23 protein-coding genes are annotated in these 22,438 nt (G+C 59.0%); 13 read left to right on the top strand and 10 right to left on the bottom strand.

Going from position 1 to position 22,438, the window contains the following annotated elements:
- Nucleotides 1–134: 134 nt before the first annotated feature.
- The 4 genes from SMC7_RS00405 (at nt 135) to SMC7_RS00390 (ending at nt 3,799) form a co-directional block, all read left to right on the top strand.
- Entirely contained in the window at nt 135–470 is a 336-nt protein-coding gene (locus SMC7_RS00405; RefSeq protein ID WP_119088411.1) for a roadblock/LC7 domain-containing protein, read from the top strand.
- Nucleotides 471–608: 138 nt separating this feature from the next.
- Nucleotides 609–902, top strand: coding sequence for a hypothetical protein (locus SMC7_RS00400; protein WP_119088410.1), 294 nt, complete (start codon nt 609–611; stop codon nt 900–902).
- A gap of 87 nt (nt 903–989) precedes the next feature.
- Entirely contained in the window at nt 990–3,302 is a 2,313-nt protein-coding gene (locus tag SMC7_RS00395) for a DEAD/DEAH box helicase (RefSeq protein ID WP_126850680.1), read from the top strand.
- Nucleotides 3,299–3,799: a ferritin-like domain-containing protein gene (locus tag SMC7_RS00390; RefSeq protein WP_119088408.1), complete on the top strand. Its 501-nt coding sequence runs from the start codon at nt 3,299–3,301 to the stop codon at nt 3,797–3,799. The genes SMC7_RS00395 and SMC7_RS00390 overlap by 4 nt, the downstream gene beginning before the upstream one ends.
- Here SMC7_RS00390 and SMC7_RS00385 read toward each other — a convergent pair.
- The 6 genes from SMC7_RS00385 to SMC7_RS00360 all read right to left on the bottom strand — a co-directional run bounded on the left by SMC7_RS00385 (nt 3,796) and on the right by SMC7_RS00360 (nt 8,061).
- A complete protein-coding gene (locus SMC7_RS00385) occupies nt 3,796–4,158 on the bottom strand; it encodes an HIT domain-containing protein (RefSeq protein ID WP_119088407.1) in 363 nt (120 codons plus the stop codon). The genes SMC7_RS00390 and SMC7_RS00385 overlap by 4 nt on opposite strands.
- The gene (locus tag SMC7_RS00380) at nt 4,158–5,561 is read right to left on the bottom strand and encodes a MiaB/RimO family radical SAM methylthiotransferase (protein ID WP_119088406.1); all 1,404 of its coding nucleotides are present in this window, start codon (nt 5,559–5,561) and stop codon (nt 4,158–4,160) included. The genes SMC7_RS00385 and SMC7_RS00380 overlap by 1 nt, the downstream gene beginning before the upstream one ends.
- The gene (locus tag SMC7_RS00375; RefSeq protein ID WP_119088405.1) at nt 5,558–6,283 is read right to left on the bottom strand and encodes an RsmE family RNA methyltransferase; all 726 of its coding nucleotides are present in this window, start codon (nt 6,281–6,283) and stop codon (nt 5,558–5,560) included. Before SMC7_RS00375 ends, SMC7_RS00380 begins: the two co-directional genes overlap by 4 nt.
- Nucleotides 6,284–6,286: 3 nt before the next feature.
- Complete coding sequence (gene hrcA / locus SMC7_RS00370) at nt 6,287–7,315, bottom strand: heat-inducible transcriptional repressor HrcA (RefSeq protein ID WP_119088404.1); 1,029 nt, start codon at nt 7,313–7,315, stop codon at nt 6,287–6,289.
- 104 nt (nt 7,316–7,419) lie between these two features.
- Complete coding sequence (gene trxA / locus SMC7_RS00365; RefSeq protein ID WP_119088403.1) at nt 7,420–7,755, bottom strand: thioredoxin; 336 nt, start codon at nt 7,753–7,755, stop codon at nt 7,420–7,422.
- Between the two features lie 51 nt (nt 7,756–7,806).
- Entirely contained in the window at nt 7,807–8,061 is a 255-nt protein-coding gene (locus tag SMC7_RS00360) for a metal-sensitive transcriptional regulator (RefSeq protein ID WP_165845014.1), read from the bottom strand.
- Nucleotides 8,062–8,147: 86 nt separating this feature from the next.
- Here SMC7_RS00360 and SMC7_RS00355 point away from each other — a divergent pair, with 86 nt between their 5' ends.
- Genes SMC7_RS00355 through SMC7_RS00340 form a run of 4 tightly spaced genes read left to right on the top strand, consistent with a single transcriptional unit; the run spans nt 8,148 to nt 10,703 of the window.
- Complete coding sequence (locus tag SMC7_RS00355) at nt 8,148–8,480, top strand: hypothetical protein (protein WP_119088402.1); 333 nt, start codon at nt 8,148–8,150, stop codon at nt 8,478–8,480.
- Complete coding sequence (locus SMC7_RS00350; RefSeq protein WP_119088401.1) at nt 8,477–9,043, top strand: QueT transporter family protein; 567 nt, start codon at nt 8,477–8,479, stop codon at nt 9,041–9,043. Before SMC7_RS00355 ends, SMC7_RS00350 begins: the two co-directional genes overlap by 4 nt.
- Nucleotides 9,040–9,879: a nitrilase-related carbon-nitrogen hydrolase gene (locus tag SMC7_RS00345; RefSeq protein ID WP_119088400.1), complete on the top strand. Its 840-nt coding sequence runs from the start codon at nt 9,040–9,042 to the stop codon at nt 9,877–9,879. Before SMC7_RS00350 ends, SMC7_RS00345 begins: the two co-directional genes overlap by 4 nt.
- On the top strand, nt 9,876–10,703 hold the full coding sequence (locus SMC7_RS00340) for an NAD+ synthase (RefSeq protein ID WP_207798660.1): 828 nt from the start codon (nt 9,876–9,878) through the stop codon (nt 10,701–10,703). Before SMC7_RS00345 ends, SMC7_RS00340 begins: the two co-directional genes overlap by 4 nt.
- A gap of 96 nt (nt 10,704–10,799) precedes the next feature.
- Here the strand turns inward: SMC7_RS00340 and SMC7_RS00335 are convergent, their stop codons facing one another.
- From SMC7_RS00335 to SMC7_RS00325, 3 genes are read right to left on the bottom strand one after another with little or no spacing between them, the layout of a single operon-like run.
- On the bottom strand, nt 10,800–11,795 hold the full coding sequence (locus SMC7_RS00335) for a 6-phosphofructokinase (RefSeq protein WP_119088399.1): 996 nt from the start codon (nt 11,793–11,795) through the stop codon (nt 10,800–10,802).
- A 25-nt stretch (nt 11,796–11,820) separates the two neighbouring features.
- The gene (locus tag SMC7_RS00330) at nt 11,821–13,164 is read right to left on the bottom strand and encodes a TldD/PmbA family protein (RefSeq protein WP_165845013.1); all 1,344 of its coding nucleotides are present in this window, start codon (nt 13,162–13,164) and stop codon (nt 11,821–11,823) included.
- Nucleotides 13,157–14,602 (bottom strand): TldD/PmbA family protein, encoded by a 1,446-nt coding sequence (locus tag SMC7_RS00325; RefSeq protein WP_119088397.1) that lies wholly within the window; start codon nt 14,600–14,602, stop codon nt 13,157–13,159. The genes SMC7_RS00330 and SMC7_RS00325 overlap by 8 nt, the downstream gene beginning before the upstream one ends.
- Nucleotides 14,603–14,740: 138 nt before the next feature.
- Here SMC7_RS00325 and SMC7_RS00320 point away from each other — a divergent pair, with 138 nt between their 5' ends.
- The 5 genes from SMC7_RS00320 to gatB are packed head-to-tail and all read left to right on the top strand — an operon-like array spanning nt 14,741 to nt 21,083.
- Nucleotides 14,741–15,892 carry a hypothetical protein gene (locus SMC7_RS00320; protein ID WP_119088396.1) on the top strand — a complete coding sequence of 384 codons (1,152 nt, stop codon included), beginning with the start codon at nt 14,741–14,743 and terminating at the stop codon, nt 15,890–15,892.
- Nucleotides 15,893–15,904: 12 nt separating this feature from the next.
- A complete protein-coding gene (gene ligA, locus SMC7_RS00315) occupies nt 15,905–17,926 on the top strand; it encodes an NAD-dependent DNA ligase LigA (protein ID WP_119088395.1) in 2,022 nt (673 codons plus the stop codon).
- A gap of 28 nt (nt 17,927–17,954) precedes the next feature.
- On the top strand, nt 17,955–18,245 hold the full coding sequence (gene gatC / locus SMC7_RS00310) for an Asp-tRNA(Asn)/Glu-tRNA(Gln) amidotransferase subunit GatC (protein WP_119088394.1): 291 nt from the start codon (nt 17,955–17,957) through the stop codon (nt 18,243–18,245).
- Complete coding sequence (gene gatA, locus SMC7_RS00305; protein ID WP_119088393.1) at nt 18,238–19,659, top strand: Asp-tRNA(Asn)/Glu-tRNA(Gln) amidotransferase subunit GatA; 1,422 nt, start codon at nt 18,238–18,240, stop codon at nt 19,657–19,659. Before gatC ends, gatA begins: the two co-directional genes overlap by 8 nt.
- Nucleotides 19,656–21,083 carry an Asp-tRNA(Asn)/Glu-tRNA(Gln) amidotransferase subunit GatB gene (gene gatB / locus SMC7_RS00300; protein WP_119088392.1) on the top strand — a complete coding sequence of 476 codons (1,428 nt, stop codon included), beginning with the start codon at nt 19,656–19,658 and terminating at the stop codon, nt 21,081–21,083. Before gatA ends, gatB begins: the two co-directional genes overlap by 4 nt.
- 202 nt (nt 21,084–21,285) lie before the next feature.
- Here gatB and SMC7_RS00295 read toward each other — a convergent pair whose 3' ends face one another.
- A complete protein-coding gene (locus SMC7_RS00295; RefSeq protein WP_119088391.1) occupies nt 21,286–22,251 on the bottom strand; it encodes an aldo/keto reductase family protein in 966 nt (321 codons plus the stop codon).
- Nucleotides 22,252–22,438 lie beyond the last annotated feature (187 nt).

Below are 22,438 nucleotides of genomic sequence, written 5' to 3'. Positions count from 1 at the left end.
CCGGATGCGTAGCATCTCTACAATTGACTTGCATTTCATCATCTCTACAATGAAAAAGAGAGACCGGAAGCTCGTTGTTCTTCGTAAGGAGACGCGCCTGCTGGAAGAACACGAGAGGGGCATGAGGAGGCACCATGGAAGAAGTCTTGCGGAAGCTGGACAAGGAAATGGGTGTGACAGGAAGTGCCATCGTGAGCAAGGACGGCCTTATCATTGCCAGCGCTCTGGACCAGGATGAGGAGTCTATCGCCGGCATGGCGGCAAGCGTTTTTCAGAACGCTTCGACGACATCCGGTATCATGGCCATAGGAACGATTGGCATGATTACTCTCGAGGGCGACAAGGGCAAGGCCTTCATGATTGACCTGCCCGACGCGTTTCTCGTGGTTCTCACGAACTCGGAAGTGAACCTCGGGCGCCTGCGCATCGAGATTCGCAAGGCTGCCAACCAGCTCAGAACACAGATGTAGCCGCTGCTGCGCGCGGGCATTTCTGGCGCGGCACTGTCGGTCATCCGACATCTCTGGTCGTATTGTGGTGTCATTCGAGCGCAGCGGGCTGTTCTCACGAACGCGCGCTACGCGCGCGACAATGTGCAAGGAGGAACCATGGCAGACGGTTGGATGGACAAGCTCAAGAGTGCCGCGGGCAAGGTCGCCGACGGAGCAAAGGACTTGGCGGCAAGCACAAAACTGAAGATGGACATCTCAGGTCTTCAGGGCAAGATCAAGGACGCGAAGCAGGAATTCGGCGTGAACGTGTACGCCATGCTTGAGCAAGGAAAGACCATCGATGACATCACCGGCGCATTCGCCGCAGTCCAGGCGGCAGTCGGCGAGTTTGAAACTCAGATAGCTGCAAAACAGGAAGAGCTCAAGAAGATCGGCGACGACAACGCCTGAGCTTTCAGTCTTCGATAGCAGCCTTCGAAAGGCGTGCGCAAGGAGCGCACGCCTTTCTGTCTTTCCTGTTCCGGGTACACTAGTTTCATGACAGAGCATGAACTGCAGTTCCTGTTGCGGGAGCTGACGACCTCACAGGATTATGATGGCCAGATTGTCAGCCGGCTGGACTTCGAAGCGCGGGAAGCGTCGTTCGCCCCTCTACCGCCAGCTGTCGATCCCGACTTGTCAGCCGACCTTGCAGACAAAGGGATCCGCGAGCTGTACGCCTTCCAGCGCGCCTGTTTCGACAGGGCCTGTGACGGCTACAACGTAACAGTGGTCAGCCCCACGGCGAGCGGAAAGAGCCTTGCCTTCCAGCTACCAGTCCTGGACCATCTCCTCAAGCATCCCGGGGCAACAGCTCTATTCCTCTACCCCACGAAGGCACTTATCGAAGACCAGCTGGCCAAGCTGAGGGAAATGGAACGATGCATGGCCCGCATCAACACCGCCGTCTATGATGGCGATACCGACCCCGACGCGAGGCGCCAGCTGCGCAAGTTCGGGCGTCTCATCCTGTCCAACCCCGACAGCCTCCACTACAGCATTCTGCCACATCACGAGAGCTGGTCACGGTTCATGCGCGGACTGGCGTTCATCGTCGTCGACGAAGGTCACTACTACCACGGCGTCCTGGGTTCGCACATGGCCCTGCTCCTGCGGCGTCTTCGGCGACTGGCCAACTTCTACGGCGCCCACCCCGTGTTCTTCGTTACGTCCGCTACGATCGACGAACCCGGCAAGTTCGCTTCCCAGCTTACTGGAGAGCTCGTCCACAACGTGGATTCGTCCGGAGCTCCCAAGGGACAGCAGACCCTCCTGCTGTTCAATCCGAGGATCGTCGACAAGCAGAACAACATTCGTAAGAGTGTCATGAAGGAAGCACTGTGGCTTCTTCAGCGCGCCGTTCAGGAAGATGTGCGAACGATCGTCTTCACGAAATCGCGTCAGGAAGCAGAGTTGTTGTACAAGTACGTCAGGGACGCCGGAGCAGGCAAGGGCCAGCGCCTTGGGGACCGCGTCGCGACCTACCGCGCAGGCTACCTCCCTGCCGTTCGCAGGGGCATCGAACACCGTCTTTCCTCCGGCGAGCTGACCGGCGTCATCACAACCAATGCGCTCGAACTCGGCATCGACATCGGGCACCTCGACGTGTCGATCACGGCGGGTTACCCTGGTTCCGTGACCAGCCTCTTTCAGCAGATGGGACGGGCAGGGCGCGAACGAGACCATTCGTTGTCCGTGTTTGTGGCGTCATCGAACCCGCTCGACCAATACGTTGTTCAGACGCCGGGGTTCCTGTCGTCAGGCCGCTTCGGCACGCCGACGATCAACCCTGGCAACGAGTACATCCTCAGCGCTCACCTCCGCTGCGCGGCGTATGAACTCCCGCTGCGAGCAGCAATCGACGTCGAGTACTTCGGCCCGCAGTACACGCCGCTCGTCGAACAGCTGGAGGCGGATGGAAAGCTGCGCGCCCGCGGCCCGCTCATCGTGTCGACTGAGACCTATCCCCACCGGTTCGTGAGTTTGCGCACGCTGTCGGACAAACGCTACCACATTCTGAACCAGGGCGACGGGCAGGTCATCGAGGAAGCCGACGCTTACAAGGTCATCGAGGAATTCTACCCCGGTGCTGTGTTCCTCCATCAGGGAGACTCGTATCTCGTCACGGACAATGATCACGAACAGCAGGTCGTCCATGCCATCCCCACGACGCAGAACTACTACACCGATGCAATTATCCGCAGTGACGTCGTCGTCCAGAACGAACGGGACCACCGTGACTATGGCGACGTCGGCCTGTCGTTCGGCAAGGTCGTGGTGTCCGAGCAGACGGTCGGCTTCATCAAGAAGAGCTTCCACATCGAGACGGAGGTTGGGCGTGAATACATCGACACGCCCGAGATCAGCTATGAGACGATGGCGCTTTGGATCACTGTCCCTGATGCCATGCTCGACACGCTCAAGGAAGGTGGCTATGACATCGCAGGGAGCCTGCATGCCGCTGAGCACCTGCTCATAGCCCTGATGCCGATTGTCGTGCTGTGCGACCAGCGCGATCTCGGGGGCATTTCCACCATTCTCCACCGGGATACGTTGAAACCCAGCATTTTTGTATATGATGGGCATATTGGAGGTGTCGGCCTCACCGAATCGGCGTACGGACACTTTCGCGATATCGTTTACCTTGCACTAGACAGAGTGACCAAGTGCCCCTGCAAAGATGGCTGTCCAAGCTGCGTATACTCGCCCAAGTGTGGCAACAACAACAAGCCGCTGGACAAGAATGGTGCACGTGTTCTGCTCGGGCTCCTGCTCGACAGACTTGACACGACCACTGGAGGTGGCGAATGAGCGAAGAAGGAATGGTTGCTCTTCTCAAGGATGCACTGCAGCTGGAAATCGAAGGATGGCTGTTCTACCGCGGCGTAACCTACACCCTCCCCGAAGGGGCGGTGCGTGACGTTTTCGTCTATCTGACCGAGCAGGAGGAGAAACACCGGCAGTACATCAACAAGGAACTGGACCACGTGCAGGCAGGCAGCATGCTGGACATCACTGGACTCGGAGCACTGAAAGAGACGACTCACGATGAAGTCCTGGCCGACGCCGTGCGCAGCGCAACAGATCTCTCGCAGCACGAAGCCTCCGTGATTCACACGGGTATGCTGCTTGAGCGCAATTCATGGGAGTTCTATCATGCAGCGGCCGAAAAGGCTACCCAGCCCGACGAGGCTTCACTCTACAGACAGCTGGAAGAATGGGAGAAACTCCACCTTCATCTTCTCGAGAAGGCATATGACCTCCTCAAGGAACGCATCTGGGCGGAGAACCGTTTCGCACCGTTCTAGAGAGCAGCGTTCTCCTTGAACCCCAGACACTTGCCCGCGATGATGTGAAGGTGCAGGTGTGATACGGTCTGTCCACCTTCGGCGCCCGAGTTGATGGTGACGCGGTACCCTGCTTCAAGGTGATACTTGACCGCGATGAGACGGACGACCTCGAAGAGGTGAACGATCAGCCCATTGTCTTCTGTGCTGAGAGCATCGATACGAGCGATGTGCTTGCGGGGGATCACGAGCAAGTGTACCGGCGCCTTCGGAAACCGGTCCTTGATGACGAAGACCGTCTCATCCTCGTAGACGTATTCGGCCGGCGCTTCGTGCCGGCCGACACGGCAGAAGACACAGTCCTGTTCGTTCGCGCTCATTATGCGGCTACACTCCCGGAAAGGATGACCCGGTTGCCGTCGAAGTGGCAGCCCTCGACACGAACGACGACAAAGCTGTCACGTTCCAGCATGTCGTTCCCGTGTGTCCGTCCCTCCGTCCAGAGGTAGTGCTCTGAATACCCTTCAACCTCCCCGGGGGAGGACTTCTCCGATACGATCGTCACGTCCCGACCGATGAATCGATGGGCAAATGCCATACCTGTCTGCTCCGCGGTCTCAAGCACGCGGTGCAGCCGCTCCTTCGCGACTCCCGCGGAGACCTGATGGTCCTCACGCGCCGCAGGGGTGAAGGGACGAGGTGAATACGGGAAGACATGGACCTTGGCAAACGCCGCAAGCCGGATCACGTCCAGGGTAGCCTGCAGGTCCTGCTCGGTCTCACCGGGGAACCCGACGATGACGTCCGTCGTCAGGGCAAACGATGGGTCGACAGCCCGTAAGCGTTGAACACTGTCGAGCAGGTCCTTCGACGTGTACGGCCGACGCATGCGCTTCAGCACCGCGTCACTCCCGCTCTGCAGGGGAAGATGCATCTGTGGACATAGCGTGGCATGGTTCGCAAACTGACTGACCAGTGCTTCCGTGATCGCGTCCGGGTTCAGCGAGCTGATGCGTACACGCGTCGGAAGGCCTGCAGTCTCAAGCGCTCCCAGCATGCTGTCCAGCAGGACGGGCAGTATGTCCGGCGCCTTCTCACGAGCATGTTTTTCCAATGCCCCCTGAGCATGTTGGTTCAATGCAAAGGGTGCACTTCCCGAGTATATCCTTCCAATACGAGGGGTGCTTCTGAGTGGCGTTTCTCCGTACTTGCCTATCTCCGTCCCGGTCAGCACGACTTCCTTGACGCCTGCCGTCGCCAGCCCCATAACTTCGTCCACTGCAACATCGACCGGCTTGGATTCCAGCCGCGAGCCACGCACAAACGGTACTACGCAATAGGTGCACATGTTGTCGCAGCCCTCCTGAACGCGCACATCCACGCGGTTGCGAGCGCCCGCTCTCTGAATGCGCCCGTCGACCCATCGCGCAGCGGTCTGGACAGCCTCACGCGAGCCGACGACAAGTCTCGCCACTTCCGAACGATCGCCCATGGCAACGACGGTAACACCGACAGGAGGTTGCGTACGCGTCAGGTTCAGCAGTGCTGCCCCGCACCCGGTCAGATACACAGGGGCGCCTGGCCGTTCGCGCAGAGCACGACGCGCAAACTGCAGACTCTGAGCCTGAGCTCGGTTCGTGACACTGCACGAGTTCACAACGACGGCGTCGGCTTCAGTCAGCGTTGTGGTCGTCTCGGCGCCCAGCAACTGCATTTCTTGCCCATAGAGCTCGGAGTCGACCTCGTTGACCTTGCAACCAAGCGTGTAGATGAACACCTTCATGGGGTCGCCTGCAGCTCCCGCACCATGAGCATGGTGGCGAACCCGGCGAGTTCGCTCCTGAGAATGCCTATGCTGAGGCGAACGGCCAAGGCGCCTCGTTCGATGAGCAGGGCCTCCTCGGGCCCCGAGAACCCACCCTCCGGGCCCACTGCGACCGCAACTGAACCATCCAGAGCATGTATCCCGTCACGCGCAAGTCCCATTATGGTCGAGGCTGCGCGAGGAGACATCATGATCAGACTGTCCACAGGGCCGGCACATGACAGAGCGCCCTGGAGTCCTGTTGCCAGTTCGACCGTTGGGACGTCACCTGTCTCGGCTTGCTCGGCCGAGGACAGAGCCACCTGGCCCAGGCGCTCGAGCCGCCCGGCGACATTCCATGGCTGGCTGCGCTCAGCGGCATACAGGACGAAACGATGCACTCCCAGCGGAGCACAAACATGGACAACGTCATCGAGCAGTGCAGGTCGGATGATTGCCTGCAAAAGGGTGACCGGGTACAGGGAAAAGGGCGACTGGCGGACGCCCTCCACGAAAACGGCAAGGCCGGACCTGGAGGCATCTTCGACGACGGCGTCATACAGTTCTCCTGCGTGAAACAGGATGATCCGTTCGCCATGACGGGCACGGAGGACATCTGCAATGTGGTGTGCGGCAGGCGTGCCGCCAAGCATGACATGTTCGCCCAGCCTGAGCAACCGACCCGTCTCAAACGCCGGCATGGATCAGCCGCTACCCGAGACCCTGCCGAGGTATCCTGCGAAACTCTCCAGGACCGTGATGGCCCGGATGTAGTTCATGCGGATGGGACCGACGAGACCGAGAACGCCCCTCTGGTTCGAATCAAGCGAGTAGCTCACCGATACGAGGCTGAAGCTCCTCAGTTCCTCCCGCTGGTTCTCCTCTCCGATGAACAGGCTGATCTCTCCCCGATCGCTCAGCGAGTTCAGGTACGGTTTCACGACCTCTTCGCGGCTCAGGAAGGTGCTCAGTGTGGAAAACGCCCCTACCTGGTCATCGGGAAGATCACTCAGCATCTGTTCGATACCCCGGACAAAGATCTGACTCTCTCCCTTGCGCAACTCGCCTTCCATAAGCTGGGCCACGGCGTCCAGAACGCCTTCGTAGCGCAGAGCAAGGTCCTGTGGCAGCATGTTGCCAAAGCGAAGCGTATGAATACCTTCTTCGAGGCTCTTCCCGCGGAGCTCCCTGGCAAAAATGGCATTGATGTCTGCGAGTTCCTGCTCAGTCGTGTCTGCCGGGGCAAGCAGCTTGTATCCCTCGACGTTCTCGCGGTCAGTGATAAAGACCAGCATGAGCACTGTTTCGCTGAACGGCACGAGGCTGATATGACGCAGAGTCACAGAGTTCATCGGGGGAGACAGGACGAAACTCACTTTCTTCGTGCGGTCAGACACGGCAGTCGCCACCCCGTCAAACAGACGCGGAAGACTCTCATACTGCAATGGGAGATCCATCGGTCCGGTGAACATGCGTTGACGCGTCGCCTCGACGAGAAATGCCGAGATATACATGTGATACGCCAGCACCGTGGGAACGCGCCCGGCGGATACGTGAGGCTGCTGAAGATATCCCATGCTGCTAAGCTCCGCCATTTCATTGCGGATCGTCGCAGACGAGAGGTCGTTGCCCAGTTGGCTGGTTACGAATCCCGAACTGACAGGCTCGCCGTCGTCCATGTACTTCCGGACGATGGCCAGCAATATGCGCTTCTGTCGTTCTGTCAGGAACATCTATCTCACCCCCTTTATTGTACCGATTAGCGCCGAGCTGACAAGCAAGAAGCGGGCAGCCGCCACGAAGGCAACCACCCGCTCTCGAAAACTGTGAAGATGTCCTAGCTCTTCTGGAGCAGGGCGTCGACCTTCGTTGTGATAGCCCGCTTTGGAACAGCGCCGATAACCTGGTCGACGACGACGCCGCCCTTGAACAATGCCAGCGTCGGTATACTCATGACACCGTAGCGAGCGGAAATCTCCTGATTCTCGTCCACGTTCAGACGAGCGACCTTCAACTTGCCTGCATATTCATTGGCAATCTCGGCAATGACTGGTGCAATCATGCGGCACGGGGCGCACCACGGGGCCCAGAAATCGACCAGAACAGGCAGCGAAGAAGAGAGTACCTCGCTCTGAAAATTCGCGGTTGTTGCAAGAATCTCGTTGTCTTCCATGTGTTCCTCCTTGCAGGATTGTCTGCTCAATGCCATGTCTGCTTCACCACTCTACTTGAGCCCACTGTATGTAAGAAGAAGTCTCTCCAGGCGCTCCAGTTCCTTCTCGGGGGTAAGATCCTGTTGCACGCGGCAGCCGACTTCGTTGAGAAGAATGTCGGTTCCGATGCGACCTATAGCCGCATGAGCAGCCACAAGCTGCGCGAGAACTTCATCGCACGGACGACCTTCGTCGACCATCTTCTGAATCCCGCGCAACTGCCCTTCGACACGTCGAAGGCTATGCAAGACCTTTGTCTTCTCCATCATATACCCCTTGGGGTATATTAGGCAGAAAGTTGCCGTTGTCAAGAATGCCTGTAGTATAATGTAGTAGAGTCTGGAGGTGTTATATGAAGCGAGTGTTCACCAGTCTGGTCGTTCTTCTTGTCGTGTTTGCCATCCTCGCAGTTGTCATTGGCCAGTTGCCAATAGAGTCCGTTAAACTGCCGATTCCGTTCTTCCCGACGATACAGACGTCAGTCAAAGCAGTAGCCTACGCCTCTTTCTTCATCGGTCTGCTGCTTGCCACCGTGATCGCTCTCGCCGGAGACCTGGCCCTCCGGAAGAGGTTTCGACAGATGATGCTCGAGCAGAGAAAGCAACTGAACACAAACGGTGGGACTAAGGATATCGCTGACACCACGGTAACAACTCCTCCCAGCGAGCACAAATCTCCAGAATGAACCGCCACAGCACGGTGCAGATCACCCGCGCCGCCCTCATTGCCGCCATGTACATCGTCTTCACAATGGTCCCACCCTTCAATGCCATCAGCTACGGAGTCGTGCAGTTCCGGCTGGGAGAGGCTCTGGTCCTGCTGCCATTTCTGCTCGACGAGGCAGTCGTTGGCGTGGTCGTCGGTTGTCTTGTCGCCAACCTGTTCTCCCCGTTTGGCCTCATCGACGTCGTTATCGGTACCGGTGTGACCGCGCTGGCCGCCCTTCTCACAAGACGTTTGCGCAGAACCGGTAAGCTCTGGCTGGCAGCCATACCACCGATCGTCCTCAACGCGCTCATCGTGTCCGCCTATGTATCGACACTCACCCTGCCGGGAGCTGAGAACCTGCGTCTCGCACACAGCCTCACGGCGGGTCTGCGCTTTATCCTGGCGCACTTCTCCTGGGGAGTCTATACGCCGGTGGCGCTCTCGATCCTCGCCGGTGAGGCGGCCGTTGTCATTCTTCTCGGCCTTCCCATGCTTGTCCTGGTCCGTCACAATATCCGCCCAATCAAGGAGGTTCGATGACCTATACCGTCGCTCTTGCCCAGGTGAACCCTGCGTGCGGTGACCTCGAATACAACGTGAAGATGCACATCGACCAGGCTGAGCGGGCACTTGAGGCCGGGGCCGACCTGATTGTGTTCCCCGAGCTGTCACTCTCCGGATACCTGCTCAAGGATCAGACGCTTGATGTCATGCGCCGCGCCGACTGCCTCGAATTCGCTGGCCTCTGTGAGCTTTCGCGCCACATCGCGATCTGCGCAGGCTTCGTCGAAGAAGGCGAAGACGGCATTCCATACAACAGCGCGCTCTTCATGGATGCCGGCGAAGTCTGCCACGTCCACCGCAAGATGTACCTGCCCACACACGGCATGTTCGAGGAACTCAAGTTTCTTGGACGCGGGCGGGAACTCTCCGTGTTCGACACACGCTTCGGGCGCACTGGTATCGTCATCTGTCGTGACCTGTTCCATCCCCTCGAGGTATCCACGATGGCCGCTCTCGGCGTGGAGCTGCTGCTGGCGCCCAGTGCCATGCCGGCACGCGGATTTGGCGGTGAGGAACTTGGAATCGAGCAGACCGTCGGCTTGGCCCTCGGTTCGGCCAGCACGTTCCTCGGGATGTTCGTCGTGTATGTGAACCGCGTTGGATTCGACGACGGACTCGGGTTCTACGGACGTTCGGCTCTGAGCGACCCAGTCGGGGGGATCACCGTCTCGGCCCCACGGTTCGAGGCAGTACAGCTCCTCGGAACCGTCGACACGTCGCACATTGCACGACACCGCTACCAGCTTCCCATTCGCCGGGAGGAAGACTTGGAGATCGTACGCCATGCTCTGGAAACGAGGAGGAACTCATGACAATGGATACCCTCGCCCTCAACAACACACTTGTTGAGGACTATCTCAAACGCTTCATCCAGGAAGAGCTGCACACGAGTGGGTTCACAGAGGCGTGCATCGCCCTTTCCGGTGGACTGGACTCTGCACTGGTGCTCAAGTTGGCCGTCGACGCTCTCGGGGCTGACCATGTTCACGCCATCTTCCTTCCCTACAAGGCCAGTTCAGACGAAAGCAGACGGGATGCGCGCACGATGTTCGAGTTCTGCGGCATTCCCTGGCAGGAGCTGGATATCAGCGGCATGGCCGATGCATACCTCGCATTGCAGCCCGGCATCGACCGGCTGCGAACGGGCAACCTCCTGGCTCGACTGCGCATGGCCGTCATTTTCGACCAGTCGAAGAAGGAGAACGCCCTCGTCGTGGGAACCAGCAACAAGAGCGAACTGCTGGTCGGCTACTCGACGTGGTACGGTGACATGGCATGTGCCATCATGCCCATCGGCGACCTGTACAAGACCCAGGTACGGTCACTCGCGCGTCACCTCGGACTGCCACAGCAGGTCATCGCCAAGCCGCCTTCCGCCGACCTCTGGGCCGGCCAGACGGATGAGGGAGAAATCGGTGTGAGCTACGAGACGCTCGACCAGGTCCTGTACCTCCTGGTCGACCAGCGGTGCTCGTCCGCCGAAGTCAGCTCGGAAGGCTTCGAACTCGACCTTGTGCAACGGGTCGAGCGCAAGATTCTGACATCCCAGTTCAAACGCGTCTCTCCTCCTATCGCCAAGCTTTCGCAGCGCACCGTTGGCATCGATTTCCTCTACCCGCGCGACTGGCGCAAGTAGTCTGCGTCGCCTCAAGGCATTGATCAGCGAAGAACGCCCCGGTCATCAGACCGGGGCGTTTGCTGTCAAGCGGCCCTGTGGTTGGTCGGCCAGGATCTAGTAGAAGGTCTTGGCTTGAAGAACAATATCGGCCGGGATGATGTGTGGCTGAGTCGTCGCTTCCCTGAGGTCGGTGAAGGCGATGCGTTGCCCAACCTCACCCACAAGGATGCCAGTCTTGCCTTCGCGCACCGCGTTCACGGCCGCCAGGCCGAGCCGGGTGGCCAGCAACCTGTCAAAGACCGTGGGCGAGCCGCCCCGCTGGAGATAGCCGAGCACCGTGACACGTATGGACAGGTTGGTCGTACTGGCCAATGCTTCTGCCAGTCCGTATCCCGCTACGGGCCTGCCCGCAACGGTCGGTTCATGTATGGTTACCGGGTATCCCTCGGCGACGACGACGATGGAGAAATCCTTCCCCTCTTCCTTCCGCTGCTTGAGGTGTGTTGCGAGTGTCTCAATGGGTACAGGTTGCTCAGGGATGGCTATGAAATCGGCTCCCCCTGCGAGGCCGCCGTACAGCGCCAGCCAGCCGGACTGACGGCCCATGACCTCCACGATCATGACCCGATGATGCGCCGACGCTGTCGAATGGAGTTTGTCCAGCGCCTCGCTGATGGTCGTGATCGCGCTGTCGAATCCTATGCTGAAGTCGGTGCCAAAGATGTCATTGTCGATCGTATTGGGTACGACGACACACGGAATGCTGTTTGCGTCAAAAACTGCCGCCACAGCAACGGCACTGCGGTCGCCGATGATGATGCTGGTCGTGATGCTGTTGCTTTCCAGGACGTCGCGTATCTTCGCCAGGTTCTGGACCGCAAACTCAGGCGACACCCGAGAACAGCCGAAAATGCTTCCACCCAGAGGAAGGATGCCGGAGACTGTCTTCTTGTTCATGATCTCGATGTCGCCACGGACGAGTCCTTCGAACCCATCCCGTACCATCAGGACATCGTAGCCAAGCTCAAATGAACGCCTTGCAACGGAGCGAATGGCTGCGTTCATACCTGGTGCATCCGCCCCTGCCGTCATGATTGCGATACGTCTCATCTGTGTTCCTCCCTTTCCCTTTCTGTTACCGGGTCACACCGGTGAACTGGAACCCCTCGGCCCGGATACTGGGGAGCACCATGGCGCCGATTCCGAATGATGAAGCCAGAACTGCGCGGTTCCGGCTGATTTCAATCGTGTGTGCAAACATGTCGACGAGCCCCTGCGTGAACCGAAGGTTTCGAATCCCATGCGTCTTGTGACCATTCTCGATGAGGTACGTACCGTCACGCGTCGTCCCGGTCACCACCGCGCCCCTTGGCTCGACAGGGTTGCCGTACCAGAAACGGGTCACGTAGATGCCTCGTTCGACATGGGAAACCATGTCAGTCTCACTGCTGTCACCCGCACCCATGAAGATGTTGAGCGGATAAGGACCGATGTCGTTTGGCTGCTGAAGCGAGTGTCCTGTCGTCGCGCGATCCATCTTGGCGGCATAGTAGGAATCGTACACGACGTTCCCTCCCTTGCCTTCAGTCAGGAAATCGACGTGACGCTTCGGCATTCCCTCGAAATCGAAGGGAACGGGCATTCCTGCAGGATCCAGCCCGTCGTCGTACAGACTGACGATGGGGGAGGCGATCTGCTCACCCTCGTGTCCCTCCAGGAAACACGTGTGCTGCTCGACACTGCGAGCGGACAGGGCAAGATAGGCTAGCATGCCCATGAGCTCCTCGACGGCAAACGGGCTCAGGACAACCTCAAAGGCTCCGGGTCCGACCTCAGCAGGATGCCGCGTCTCCACCGCCGTGCGCACAGCTCGTTCGCCTGTGGCTTCCGGATCAATGTTCGCAACGTCGGCCGACGACATCAGACTATACCCGGAACTGTCATCGCCCATGACGACGGCTTTCAATGCCGCGACCGTGTACTGTTGATAGGCTGCTACGCCCATCGAACTCACAACTGCCAGTTCAGAGTTCTGCACCTGATAGGTCCCGGCTGCCCGCAGGCCCTCGTGCTCCGCGCGCTCGATGACCTTCTTCACCGCCAGAACGCGTTCTCCGGGCTGGGAGGCGGCAGTCGCCGCGACCCATCCATCAACGCGTCCTGCAGTTATCGGTTGAGGAGACGGAAGACCTGGAAACCCGGGATCGTCAGGCATGAGCCGGGCAGCCTGCGATGCCTGCCGAACAATAAGCGCCAGACCCTCGGGAGAGCAGTCGGTCGTCGATGCACTTCCGACCTTCTTCCCGACGACGGCACGAACTTGAACCTGCGCCGTATGCTCGGCCACGTTCTGATGAATGATGTTCTCGGCATACCACGTGAGAGCGCTGTTGGAGGTCATGGTCACGATCTCTGTCTGGTCTGCGTCCGACGCCCTCAGTGCGTCGCGCATGAGGCCGTGAAGCTGTTCCTTACTCATGAAGCACCCCCACCTGAACGTGGCGGAACCGGGCAGGCGATGTGCCATGCGACACATGTGCCACCTGCATCGGCTCTCCTTTGCCACAATTGTCGACACCCCACACGTGGTACAGCTCAGGGCCCCCGATGCCGTCACATGACCTCCAGAACTCATATGTGACGCCGGTATACGTCGGGTTCCTGACCATGTCCTGCAGTTTCCCTCCCCTGATCTCCCAGCCGATCTCACTGCCGAACTGGAAGTTCAGGCGCCGATCATCGATGGACCAGCTCTTGATGCCGTCCACGTAGAGTCCGTCCTCGACGCCGGCAATCAACTGCTCGAAGGTTAGGTCGCCCGATTCGAGGTTGATGCTCACCATGCGGACAATAGGACACCGTGCGAAGCCGTCGGCCCTCATCGCCCCCATGGGCTCCTCGCCGACGACGGGCGCTGATGCACGAGAGTTGAGGTAATGCTCGAAGATGCCGCCCCGCACCAGGTACACTTTGCGGCCCTTCACCCCCTCGTCGTCATATGCGAGTCCGCCCAGCGCGTGGGGAATCGTGGGATCAGCAGTCAGATTGACGATGTCGGACCCATAACGGAAGCTGCCTTTCTTGTCGGGCGTCAGAAATGATGTCCCAGCGAACGACGCCTCCATGCCCATGACGCGGTCCAGTTCGGAGGGGTGGCCACATGACTCATGGACCTGCAACGCGAGTTGCTGCCCACCAACGACCAGATCCTTAACTCCCGACGGGCAAGGCTTGGCAGCCAGGAGCGCCAGAGCTTCCTTGGCAGTCGGCTCCGCATGTTCCAGAAGCTTCATGGCTTCCACGAACTCCCAGCCCGACTGAGCGTTGTCGCCGGAGAAGGACATGGGGTAGCTACGGATCTGGACGTCACCTTTGTCGCTGGCCGCCATGGCACTGACGCCGGCCCCACTCTCGACCCGGTCCTGGACGATGTATGAACCCTCGGAGGACGCGAAGATCTTGCGCTCCTTCAGAAACTGCATCTGACCTCGTGCCAGGACGACTCCCGGTAGCATCATCGATCTGGTGGCTTCGGCGAGCAGTCCGATTTTCTCAGAATCAGGGATCGTGAAGGGATCCACGTCCGCCTGGTTCGGTATCATGTCTTGACTGGGAACAACTGTGGCCAGGACGACATCCTTCTTCTTTGCCAGCGCACTCGCGTGCGCGATGGCCACCGCCTCTTCGACGATATGGTCGGCCTCAGCGTCGGCCACGACGGACGATGATGAGAATCCCCACGCCCCACTCGCGATCACGCGGACCCCAAATCCACGCTGGTGAGCATGCACGACGGCGCGGGGTGCTCCCCCGACAACCGACACGTCCTCACGTTCCATGTCAATAAGACGGCAATCACAGTAGCTTGCGCCGAGGCGCTTCGCGCCCGCAATGACCCGTTCCGTAAACTTGTCCACTGGCTACCTCCCCTAATCGATAGTGTCAGTATATTGGAGCATCCGCCAAAAGCAACGCTAGGAGCCACGTGCCGTTGGGTCCGCCAACCTCTTCTTTGCCAAACCTGACGTTCAGGCTAGAATTGTCACGGTGATGAGATGAAGAAAACCGTTCAATCGCATGGTCTGCGGCAGATAATCCTCCACAATCGGCGCTGGCTCGCTGCTTTTGTCATTGTGGCAGCAACCGTGGGTGCCACGACTATGTGGGCGCTCCGTGGAAAAAAGACGGCGCTGCACGTAGTCTCGCAGTTCAAGACTAGTGATTACCCAATTGGAATCGTCGGCACACAGGACCAGGGATATGTCCTGACCGCGGCCGGCCAGATATTTGCGTTGCGTGGATGGGCGAGCCAGAGCGAAGGCGTGGAACTGGGGGATAATCCCACGTCATTGACGTTGAGCACGTCAGGCAAGTACCTTCTGGTAGTGGGACAGCGGCTGACACTGCTGGACGATGCTCTTCGTCAGAAATGGTCACGAAAGACGACGGCTCCCAGCGTAGTCGAGCAAGCCGTGTTCACCGTCACCGGAGGGGTTGCCGTCGTCTACTCGTTCCTGGAGGACCAATCCCGACAGTTCGTCATGTACGATCTTGCCGGCAAGTACCAGGGTGGCTACACTGTACCCGATTTCGGTCGTGGGTCGCAGATCAGCCTTGCGCACAGCGGCATGCTCGTCGTGACGCTGGAAGGCGGCACCATTTACACCGTCTCTCCGCAAGGAAAGGTCATCGCAAAATTCACTGTCCCCAACCCAGACCAGAAACTTGCAGGACTTGTCACGGCTGTCGACGACAGCGGCACACGCATCCTGGCCGGCTACAGCCGCAGCGTCTCGGGTGTTGCCGGTCCCCTGCCCCGCTATCTGTTCGACCAGACGGGCAAGAAGATAGCCCAGATTTCGGCCACTTCCGACAATCCCGGCCTTCGCGCGCTAGGCAATTACTTTCTGACCTTTGGACGCACTGCCGAGATTTTTGACAAAGACGGCAAGCAGCTGCTGTCAGCCTCAAAACTCAACTTCAATGCGATCGATGCCTCGATGTCCAATGGAGAATGCGCACTCCTGTTCCAGGAGCAGACCACCTCTCAGACTGCGGTCTATTTCCTTGGTATCTACGACATTGAGACCCACGCACTTGTGCGCCAGTGGAGTACGGCTGAGAGCGACGAGGTACGAGTGTTTCAGCTGCCGGGGATGCGCTCCGTCCTTGCTCTCGGCACCGGTCTCTTCATTCTTACACCCTGACAGGAGGGATCCGTGGACCGCGATACAGCGCGCGAACGCATACGGGAGCTCAAGGCACAGATCGAGCTTCACAACTACGAGTACTATGTCCTGGACAGCCCGAGGATAGCAGACGCAGCCTTCGACGCTCTGATGCGCGAGCTCAAGAGTCTGGAGAATGAGTTTGCGGATCTGGTGACGCCGGACTCACCGACACAACGCGTGAGCGGAACCCCGCTCGGCGGATTCACGACCGTCCGGCATCGCGTTCCGATGCTCAGCCTCAGCAACATGTTCTCCGAAGAAGACGTCGTCCTATTCGACGCCCGCGTCCGGCGAGCACTCGGACGGGATGACCCCGTCGAGTATCTGACCGAGGTCAAGATGGATGGACTTGCCATCTCGCTTCGGTACGAGAAGGGTCTCCTGGTAGAGGGCTCCACGCGCGGAGATGGCGCAACGGGCGAAGACGTCACCGCCAACGTCCGGACGGTGCGTTCCATCCCCATGAACCTGGGCAGTATGAGGGGCCGTATTCCAGCATTGGTCGAGATTCGTGGCGAAATGGTCATGTTCAGGCGTGACTTCGAGGCACTGAATGCCGCACGCGCTGCCTCAGGCGACCCCGTGTTTGCCAATCCACGCAATGCGGCTGCGGGGACCCTGCGCCAGCTGGACCCGCGCGTGACTGCTTCACGCCCACTGCATCTCGTGGCCTATGCGCTGGGGGAGACATCGGAGGACCTGGTGCTTCCCACCCAGAAGAGCCTGCTGGACTGGATTGCCGGCGTCGGCTTTCGTGTATCGCCGTTTGTGCGCCTGGTGCGGACACCCGCCGAGATGTGGGCAGTAACCCGGGAGATTTCAGCTACCCGCAGTTCGCTGCCGTTTGCTGCCGACGGTATCGTGTTCAAGGTGAACGAGATATCGCTGCAGCGTACGCTGGGCCAGACGGCCAAGGAACCGCGATGGGCCTCGGCCTGGAAGTTCCCTCCTGAAGAAAAGGAAACACGCCTCGAGAATATCATCGTCTCTATCGGTCGAACGGGTGTCGCAACGCCAGTCGCAGTACTCACTCCAGTGGAGATCGACGGGTCGGTCGTTGCGAGGGCGACCCTGCACAACGACGACGAGGTCAAGCGTCTTGGCATCCTTATCGGAGACACCGTCATCGTGCGCAAGGCAGGCTCGGTCATCCCCGAGATTCTGGGACCGGTGCTCTTCGCCCGCACCGGTATCGAGCACCCCTTCATCATGCCGGCCGTATGCCCAGTGTGCGGCTCGCAGCTGGTGCGTATCGAAGATGAAGCCGCCACCAAGTGTGTGAACGCTTCGTGTCCCGCACAAGTGCGGGAAAGGCTGCTGCATTGGTGCTCGAAGGACGCCATGGATATCCAGGGTATAGGAGAAGCCGTGGTCGAGCAGCTCGTCACGGCAGGACTGGCACACGATGTCGCCGACCTCTACGATCTGACGGAGGAGCAGCTTCTTCGACTGGAGCGCATGGGATCTCTCGTAGCCCGTAAGCTGCTGGTTCATCTCGAAGAGAGCAAGGGAAGGGGGCTTGCCCGCGTACTATATGCCATGGGCGTTCCTCAGGTCGGCGAGGTAGGCGCCCGCGATCTGGCCCAGGCCTTCGGCTCCATGGAGACGCTTGCATCGGCCACGCCTGAATCCCTGACCCATGTCTACGGCATCGGAGAGAAAACAGCCGAGAACATCACCGCCTTTTTCCAGGAAGAGCACAACCGCACGCTCGTCGAGCGCCTCCGGAAGGCAGGGATTCACATGGAAGGCATCGCGGCCCCCGGGGCGCACGGTCCCCTCACCGGCAAGGTCTTCGTCTTCACCGGCGAGCTGTCCACCATGGCCCGCAGCAAAGCACAGGAACTAGTGCGTGCGCTCGGAGCCGAGACGTCGGAGACCGTTTCCCGGAAGGTGACGACGCTCGTCGCAGGATCCGCCACGGGGAGCAAGACGGCTAGGGCCCAGCGGCTGAAAATCGAGATCCTTGACGAACAGCAGTTCCTCTCCCTCGTTGGGCAGGGGACCTGAGAAAACAGGCACAGGAGGTATCATCGCTATGATCATCGACAAAGAGACGCTCGAACACGTGGCTTCACTCGCGCGTCTCGAGATAACTCCAGATGAGGACGGGTCTCTTCTGGGGGACCTCGAACGAATTCTCGGGTATGTCGCGCAGCTGGGCTCCGTCGATACATCAGCCATCGTCAGTAAGCGACCCGCCATGACCGAACTCCGTCCGGACGAGCCAGGCGAGGGCCTGACCCGGGAAGCAGGGCTCGGTGGAGCGCCCGCGATGCGTGACGGATTCATTGTCGTGCGGAACGTCATGGGAGGCGAGGATGAGTAGCGAGCTCCCACGCACCCTGGAACAGTATCGCCACGCTGTTCGTGCGCACGAACTGTCGGCAGAAGAGTACCTGGACGAGACGCGGCAACTCATCGAACGCGGAGACCCTCAAGTGAAGGCGTTTCTACACCTGCGCCTTGACGCCGCCCGGTCCGATGCGCAGGCCGCCGATCCCTCGTCTCCTCTTGCAGGAGCCCCGATAGCGGTCAAGGACAACATCATGATGGCAGGCGAACGCTGTACCTGCGGCTCCCGGATCCTTGAACACTATGTCGCCCCCTATTCGGCGACTGTCGTGCAGTCGTTGCTTGCTGCGGGAGCTGTTGTACCGGGCAAAACCAACCTCGACGAGTTTGCCATGGGGTCCTCAACGGAGAATTCTGCCTTTTTCCCGACGCACAACCCCGCGGACCTGAGCCGAGTTCCCGGTGGGTCCAGCGGCGGTTCGACGGCTGCGGTCGCTGCGGGTTTCGCTCTTGGAGCAATCGGTTCCGATACCGGTGGTTCTGTGCGACAGCCCGCCGCGTTCTGCGGGGTCGTCGGTTTCAAGCCGACCTACGGGCTTGTCTCGCGGTACGGCCTGGTTGCCTTCGGGTCCAGCCTCGACTGCATCGGTCCCATTGCCAGAAGCGTCCGGGACGCCGCCCTCATGATGAACGTGATGGCTGCCCATGATCCAAAAGATGCTACCAGCGTCAGGCGGTCCCCTGTGGACTTTGAGGCCGCACTGCAACCGACCCTCGCAGGCAAGCGGGTGGGCATCATCCGTGAGCTCCAGGGGCTGGATGTCCAGCCGGAAATCGCAGCAGCCATGGAGACGACCCGTAAAGCAGCCGTGAAAAGCGGCGCATCTCTTGTCGACGTCAGCCTGCCGCATATTCTGTCCGCGCTGCCCGTTTACTACATCATCGCGCCTGCCGAGTGCTCTGCGAACCTCGGGCGGTTTGACGGCGTCCGTTACGGCCTGCACGAGGACGGACGGGACATGACGGAAACATACAGCAAGACCCGCAATGCGGGATTCGGCACGGAAGTGAAACGACGCATCCTCATCGGCGCATTCGTGCTCTCGGCCGGGTACTATGACGCCTACTACAAGAAGGCAAGCAGTGTCCGCCAGCTCATCACCGACGAACTGGACGCCGCGCTGCAGTCCGCCGACGTGTTGCTCACACCGACCACCCCGACGACAGCGTTCAGACTTGGAGCGGTGACCGACCCGCTTGAAATGTACAAGGCGGATGTATTCACGATCCCCGCGAACCTGGCCGGGGTCCCTGCCATTTCGTTTCCCGCCGGAAAGGACGCCGCCGGTCTTCCTATCGGACTGCAGCTCATGGGTCCCCGCTGGAGCGATGCTGACATCCTCTCCTGCGCGAACGTCCTGTTCACAGCGCTTGGAGGTGAGTCATGACCACGACGATCGGCTTGGAGATCCACGTCCAGCTGGCTACGCAGACCAAGATGTTCTGTGGCTGCAGCACGGCGTTCGGGGACGAGCCCAACACCCATGTCTGCCCCGTCTGCCTGGGACTGCCGGGTGCACTGCCCACGCTGAACGCCCAAGCCGTGCGCTTGGCCGTCAGGATCGCCACGGCACTGGGCTGTACTGTCCACGAGGTCTCCGAGTTCTCACGCAAGAACTACTTCTACCCGGACCTTCCCAAGTCCTACCAGATCACCCAGTTCGACCACCCGATCGCGACAGGAGGATCGCTTCCCATCGTCACGGAACAAGGCGCCCGCAGCGTCCGGTTGACACGCGCCCATATTGAGGAAGACGCCGGCAAGTCGATGCATGCCGCGGACATCACGCTCGGGGGTGAGACGCTGGTCGACTTCAACCGCTGTGGCATGCCACTGGTCGAGATTGTCACTGAACCAGACATGCAAAGCAGCGATGAAGCATACGAGTTCCTGCGTAATCTGAGACGGCTTGTCAGGTGGCTCGGCGTATCGTCAGGCGACATGGAGAAGGGTGTCATGCGGTGTGACGTGAATGTCTCCGTCAGTCCGGATCCTGCGAAGCTAGGGACAAAAGTAGAGATCAAGAACCTCAACAGCTTTCGCAGCGTCAAGCGGGCCGTCGACTACGAGGAGCAGCGCCAGGCACAGTGCATTGCCGACGGTACTCCCATCATGATGGAAAGCAGGCACTTTGACGAAGTGCAGGGAACAACGACCGCCATGCGCAGCAAGGAAGCCAGCAATGATTACCGCTACTTTCCGGAGCCGGACCTGCCCCTGCTGCAGCTGGATCCCACAGAGCTGGAATCCGTGCGGGCACAGATTCCCGAACTGCCCTGGGAGATGCAGTCACGCTTCGAACGAGACCTCGGCCTCTCGCCATATGATGCGGCCCTGCTGACCGAGGAACGCTCCACGGCAGAGTTCTTCCAGCAGACCATTGCTCTGTATGACAACCCGAAGAAGCTCGCCAGCTACATGGAGACCGAGGTGGCGAAGCTCCTGAACGAACGCGACAAGACACTGACGGAGACGCAGCTGACGCCCGCGACACTCGCCGGCCTCCTGACGATGGTCGAGAGCAATGTGATCAGCAACACGGCCTCGAAGGACGTCCTGCCCCTTCTCGTGGACACGGGGACAACGCCCACTGAAGCGGTCAGAAGCCTTGGTCTAGAACAGGTCTCCGACACCTCGGCAATCGAAGGATTTGCGCGCGAGGTGATAGCGGAGAACGTCACCCAGGTCGAGCAGTTCAAGAGCGGCAAGGAGGCAGTACTCGGTTTTCTCGTCGGCCAGCTCATGAAGAAGAGCAAGGGCAAGGCGAATCCGAAGTTTGCCGGAGAGATCCTGCGGATCTTGCTGAAATGAAGGAGCTCAGATCCTGACTCAGAATCATTCTGCCGGTCGTCCTTGTCCTGGTACTGCTGGCCACATCCCTTGCTGTGCATCAAGGGTGGTCAGGACGCATGCCGGCAACACAGTATTGGGAAAACTGACATGACGAGCGGGGATCCCCCTATGAGGAGATCCCCGCTTCCTCGATAGTCACTACGAGTTCACGTCCCGAGGTTCACTTGGTCAAAGCCTCTTCAATAGCCTCCATTGTGTTCTCATCAAGAGTCACATCGATAGCCTTGACATTCTCTTCGATTTGCTCAGGCCGTGATGCTCCAATGATCACACTGGTTATCTCTTTGTGATGGAGTATCCAGGCCAAAGCCAATTGTGCCGTTGTGACATTGTTCTCCAATGCTATCTTTGAAACTCTCTCAACCTTATCAAGGTTTTCTTCGGTCAAGTAGTGCTCTACAAAGTGCCCGACTTTGGGGTCTGCTGCCCTGCTTCCTTTGGGTAGTTCCTGGCCCTTCTTGTACTTTCCTGTCAAAACCCCCTCGGCCAGCGGACTAAACACGGCAATTCCCAATCCTTCCCTGGTGCACATTGACATTACTTCTTTTTCTATATATCTGTTCAGCATATTATACGCCGGTTGATTAATCGCAATGGGATCCAGATTGAGTCGCTTTGCTGTATCCTGAGCGTCAAGTATCTGCGTCGAACTCCACTCACTGACGCCTGCGTACAAGATCTTACCTTGGTGTATCAGGTCATCTAACGCCCGCATAACCTCATCAACAGGTGTTTCAGGGTCGTATCTGTGACAGTAGAAGATATCAATATAATCAGTGTTGAGGCGCTTCAAACTGGCATTGCACTGTTCCATAATGTGCTTTCTGGAAAGTCCTCTGTCATTGGGGCCATCACCCACAGGCCAGAAGGTCTTTGTAGCAAGCACGTATGAAGACCTAGAGAAATCCTCCAGAGATTTGGCCAGGACTTCTTCTGCCGCACCGGGATGTGTCTGTCCGACGCCATAGACATCAGCGGTATCGAAGTAGTTTATCCCCAAATCGTAGGCCTTCTTTACGCATGCATCCGCCTGCTCCTGTCCATAGGAACCGCCATAGGTAAGCCAACTACCCAAAGCCATTTCGCTCACTTTAACGCCATAACGGCCAATCCTTCGGTAGTTCATCCTATCCTCCTTTCATTTTAACAGCTATCATCTCCAACCATTACTATAATCCGCTTTGAAAAGTTCCAAATCTCAAGCGAGAAGTTATGTTACAGCACCCCAGATTCTACTCTGCCGACACCATGAACAACGACATGGGGGGTGGACCGCTTATCCTTCAGGCCGCGACTCCCCAAGATCGCCAGCA

This window comes from Candidatus Cryosericum terrychapinii (assembly GCF_003570925.1).
In the GTDB taxonomy this organism is placed as follows: domain Bacteria; phylum Caldisericota; class Caldisericia; order Cryosericales; family Cryosericaceae; genus Cryosericum; species Cryosericum terrychapinii.
This window is presented reverse-complemented; position numbering and strand designations above follow the sequence as displayed.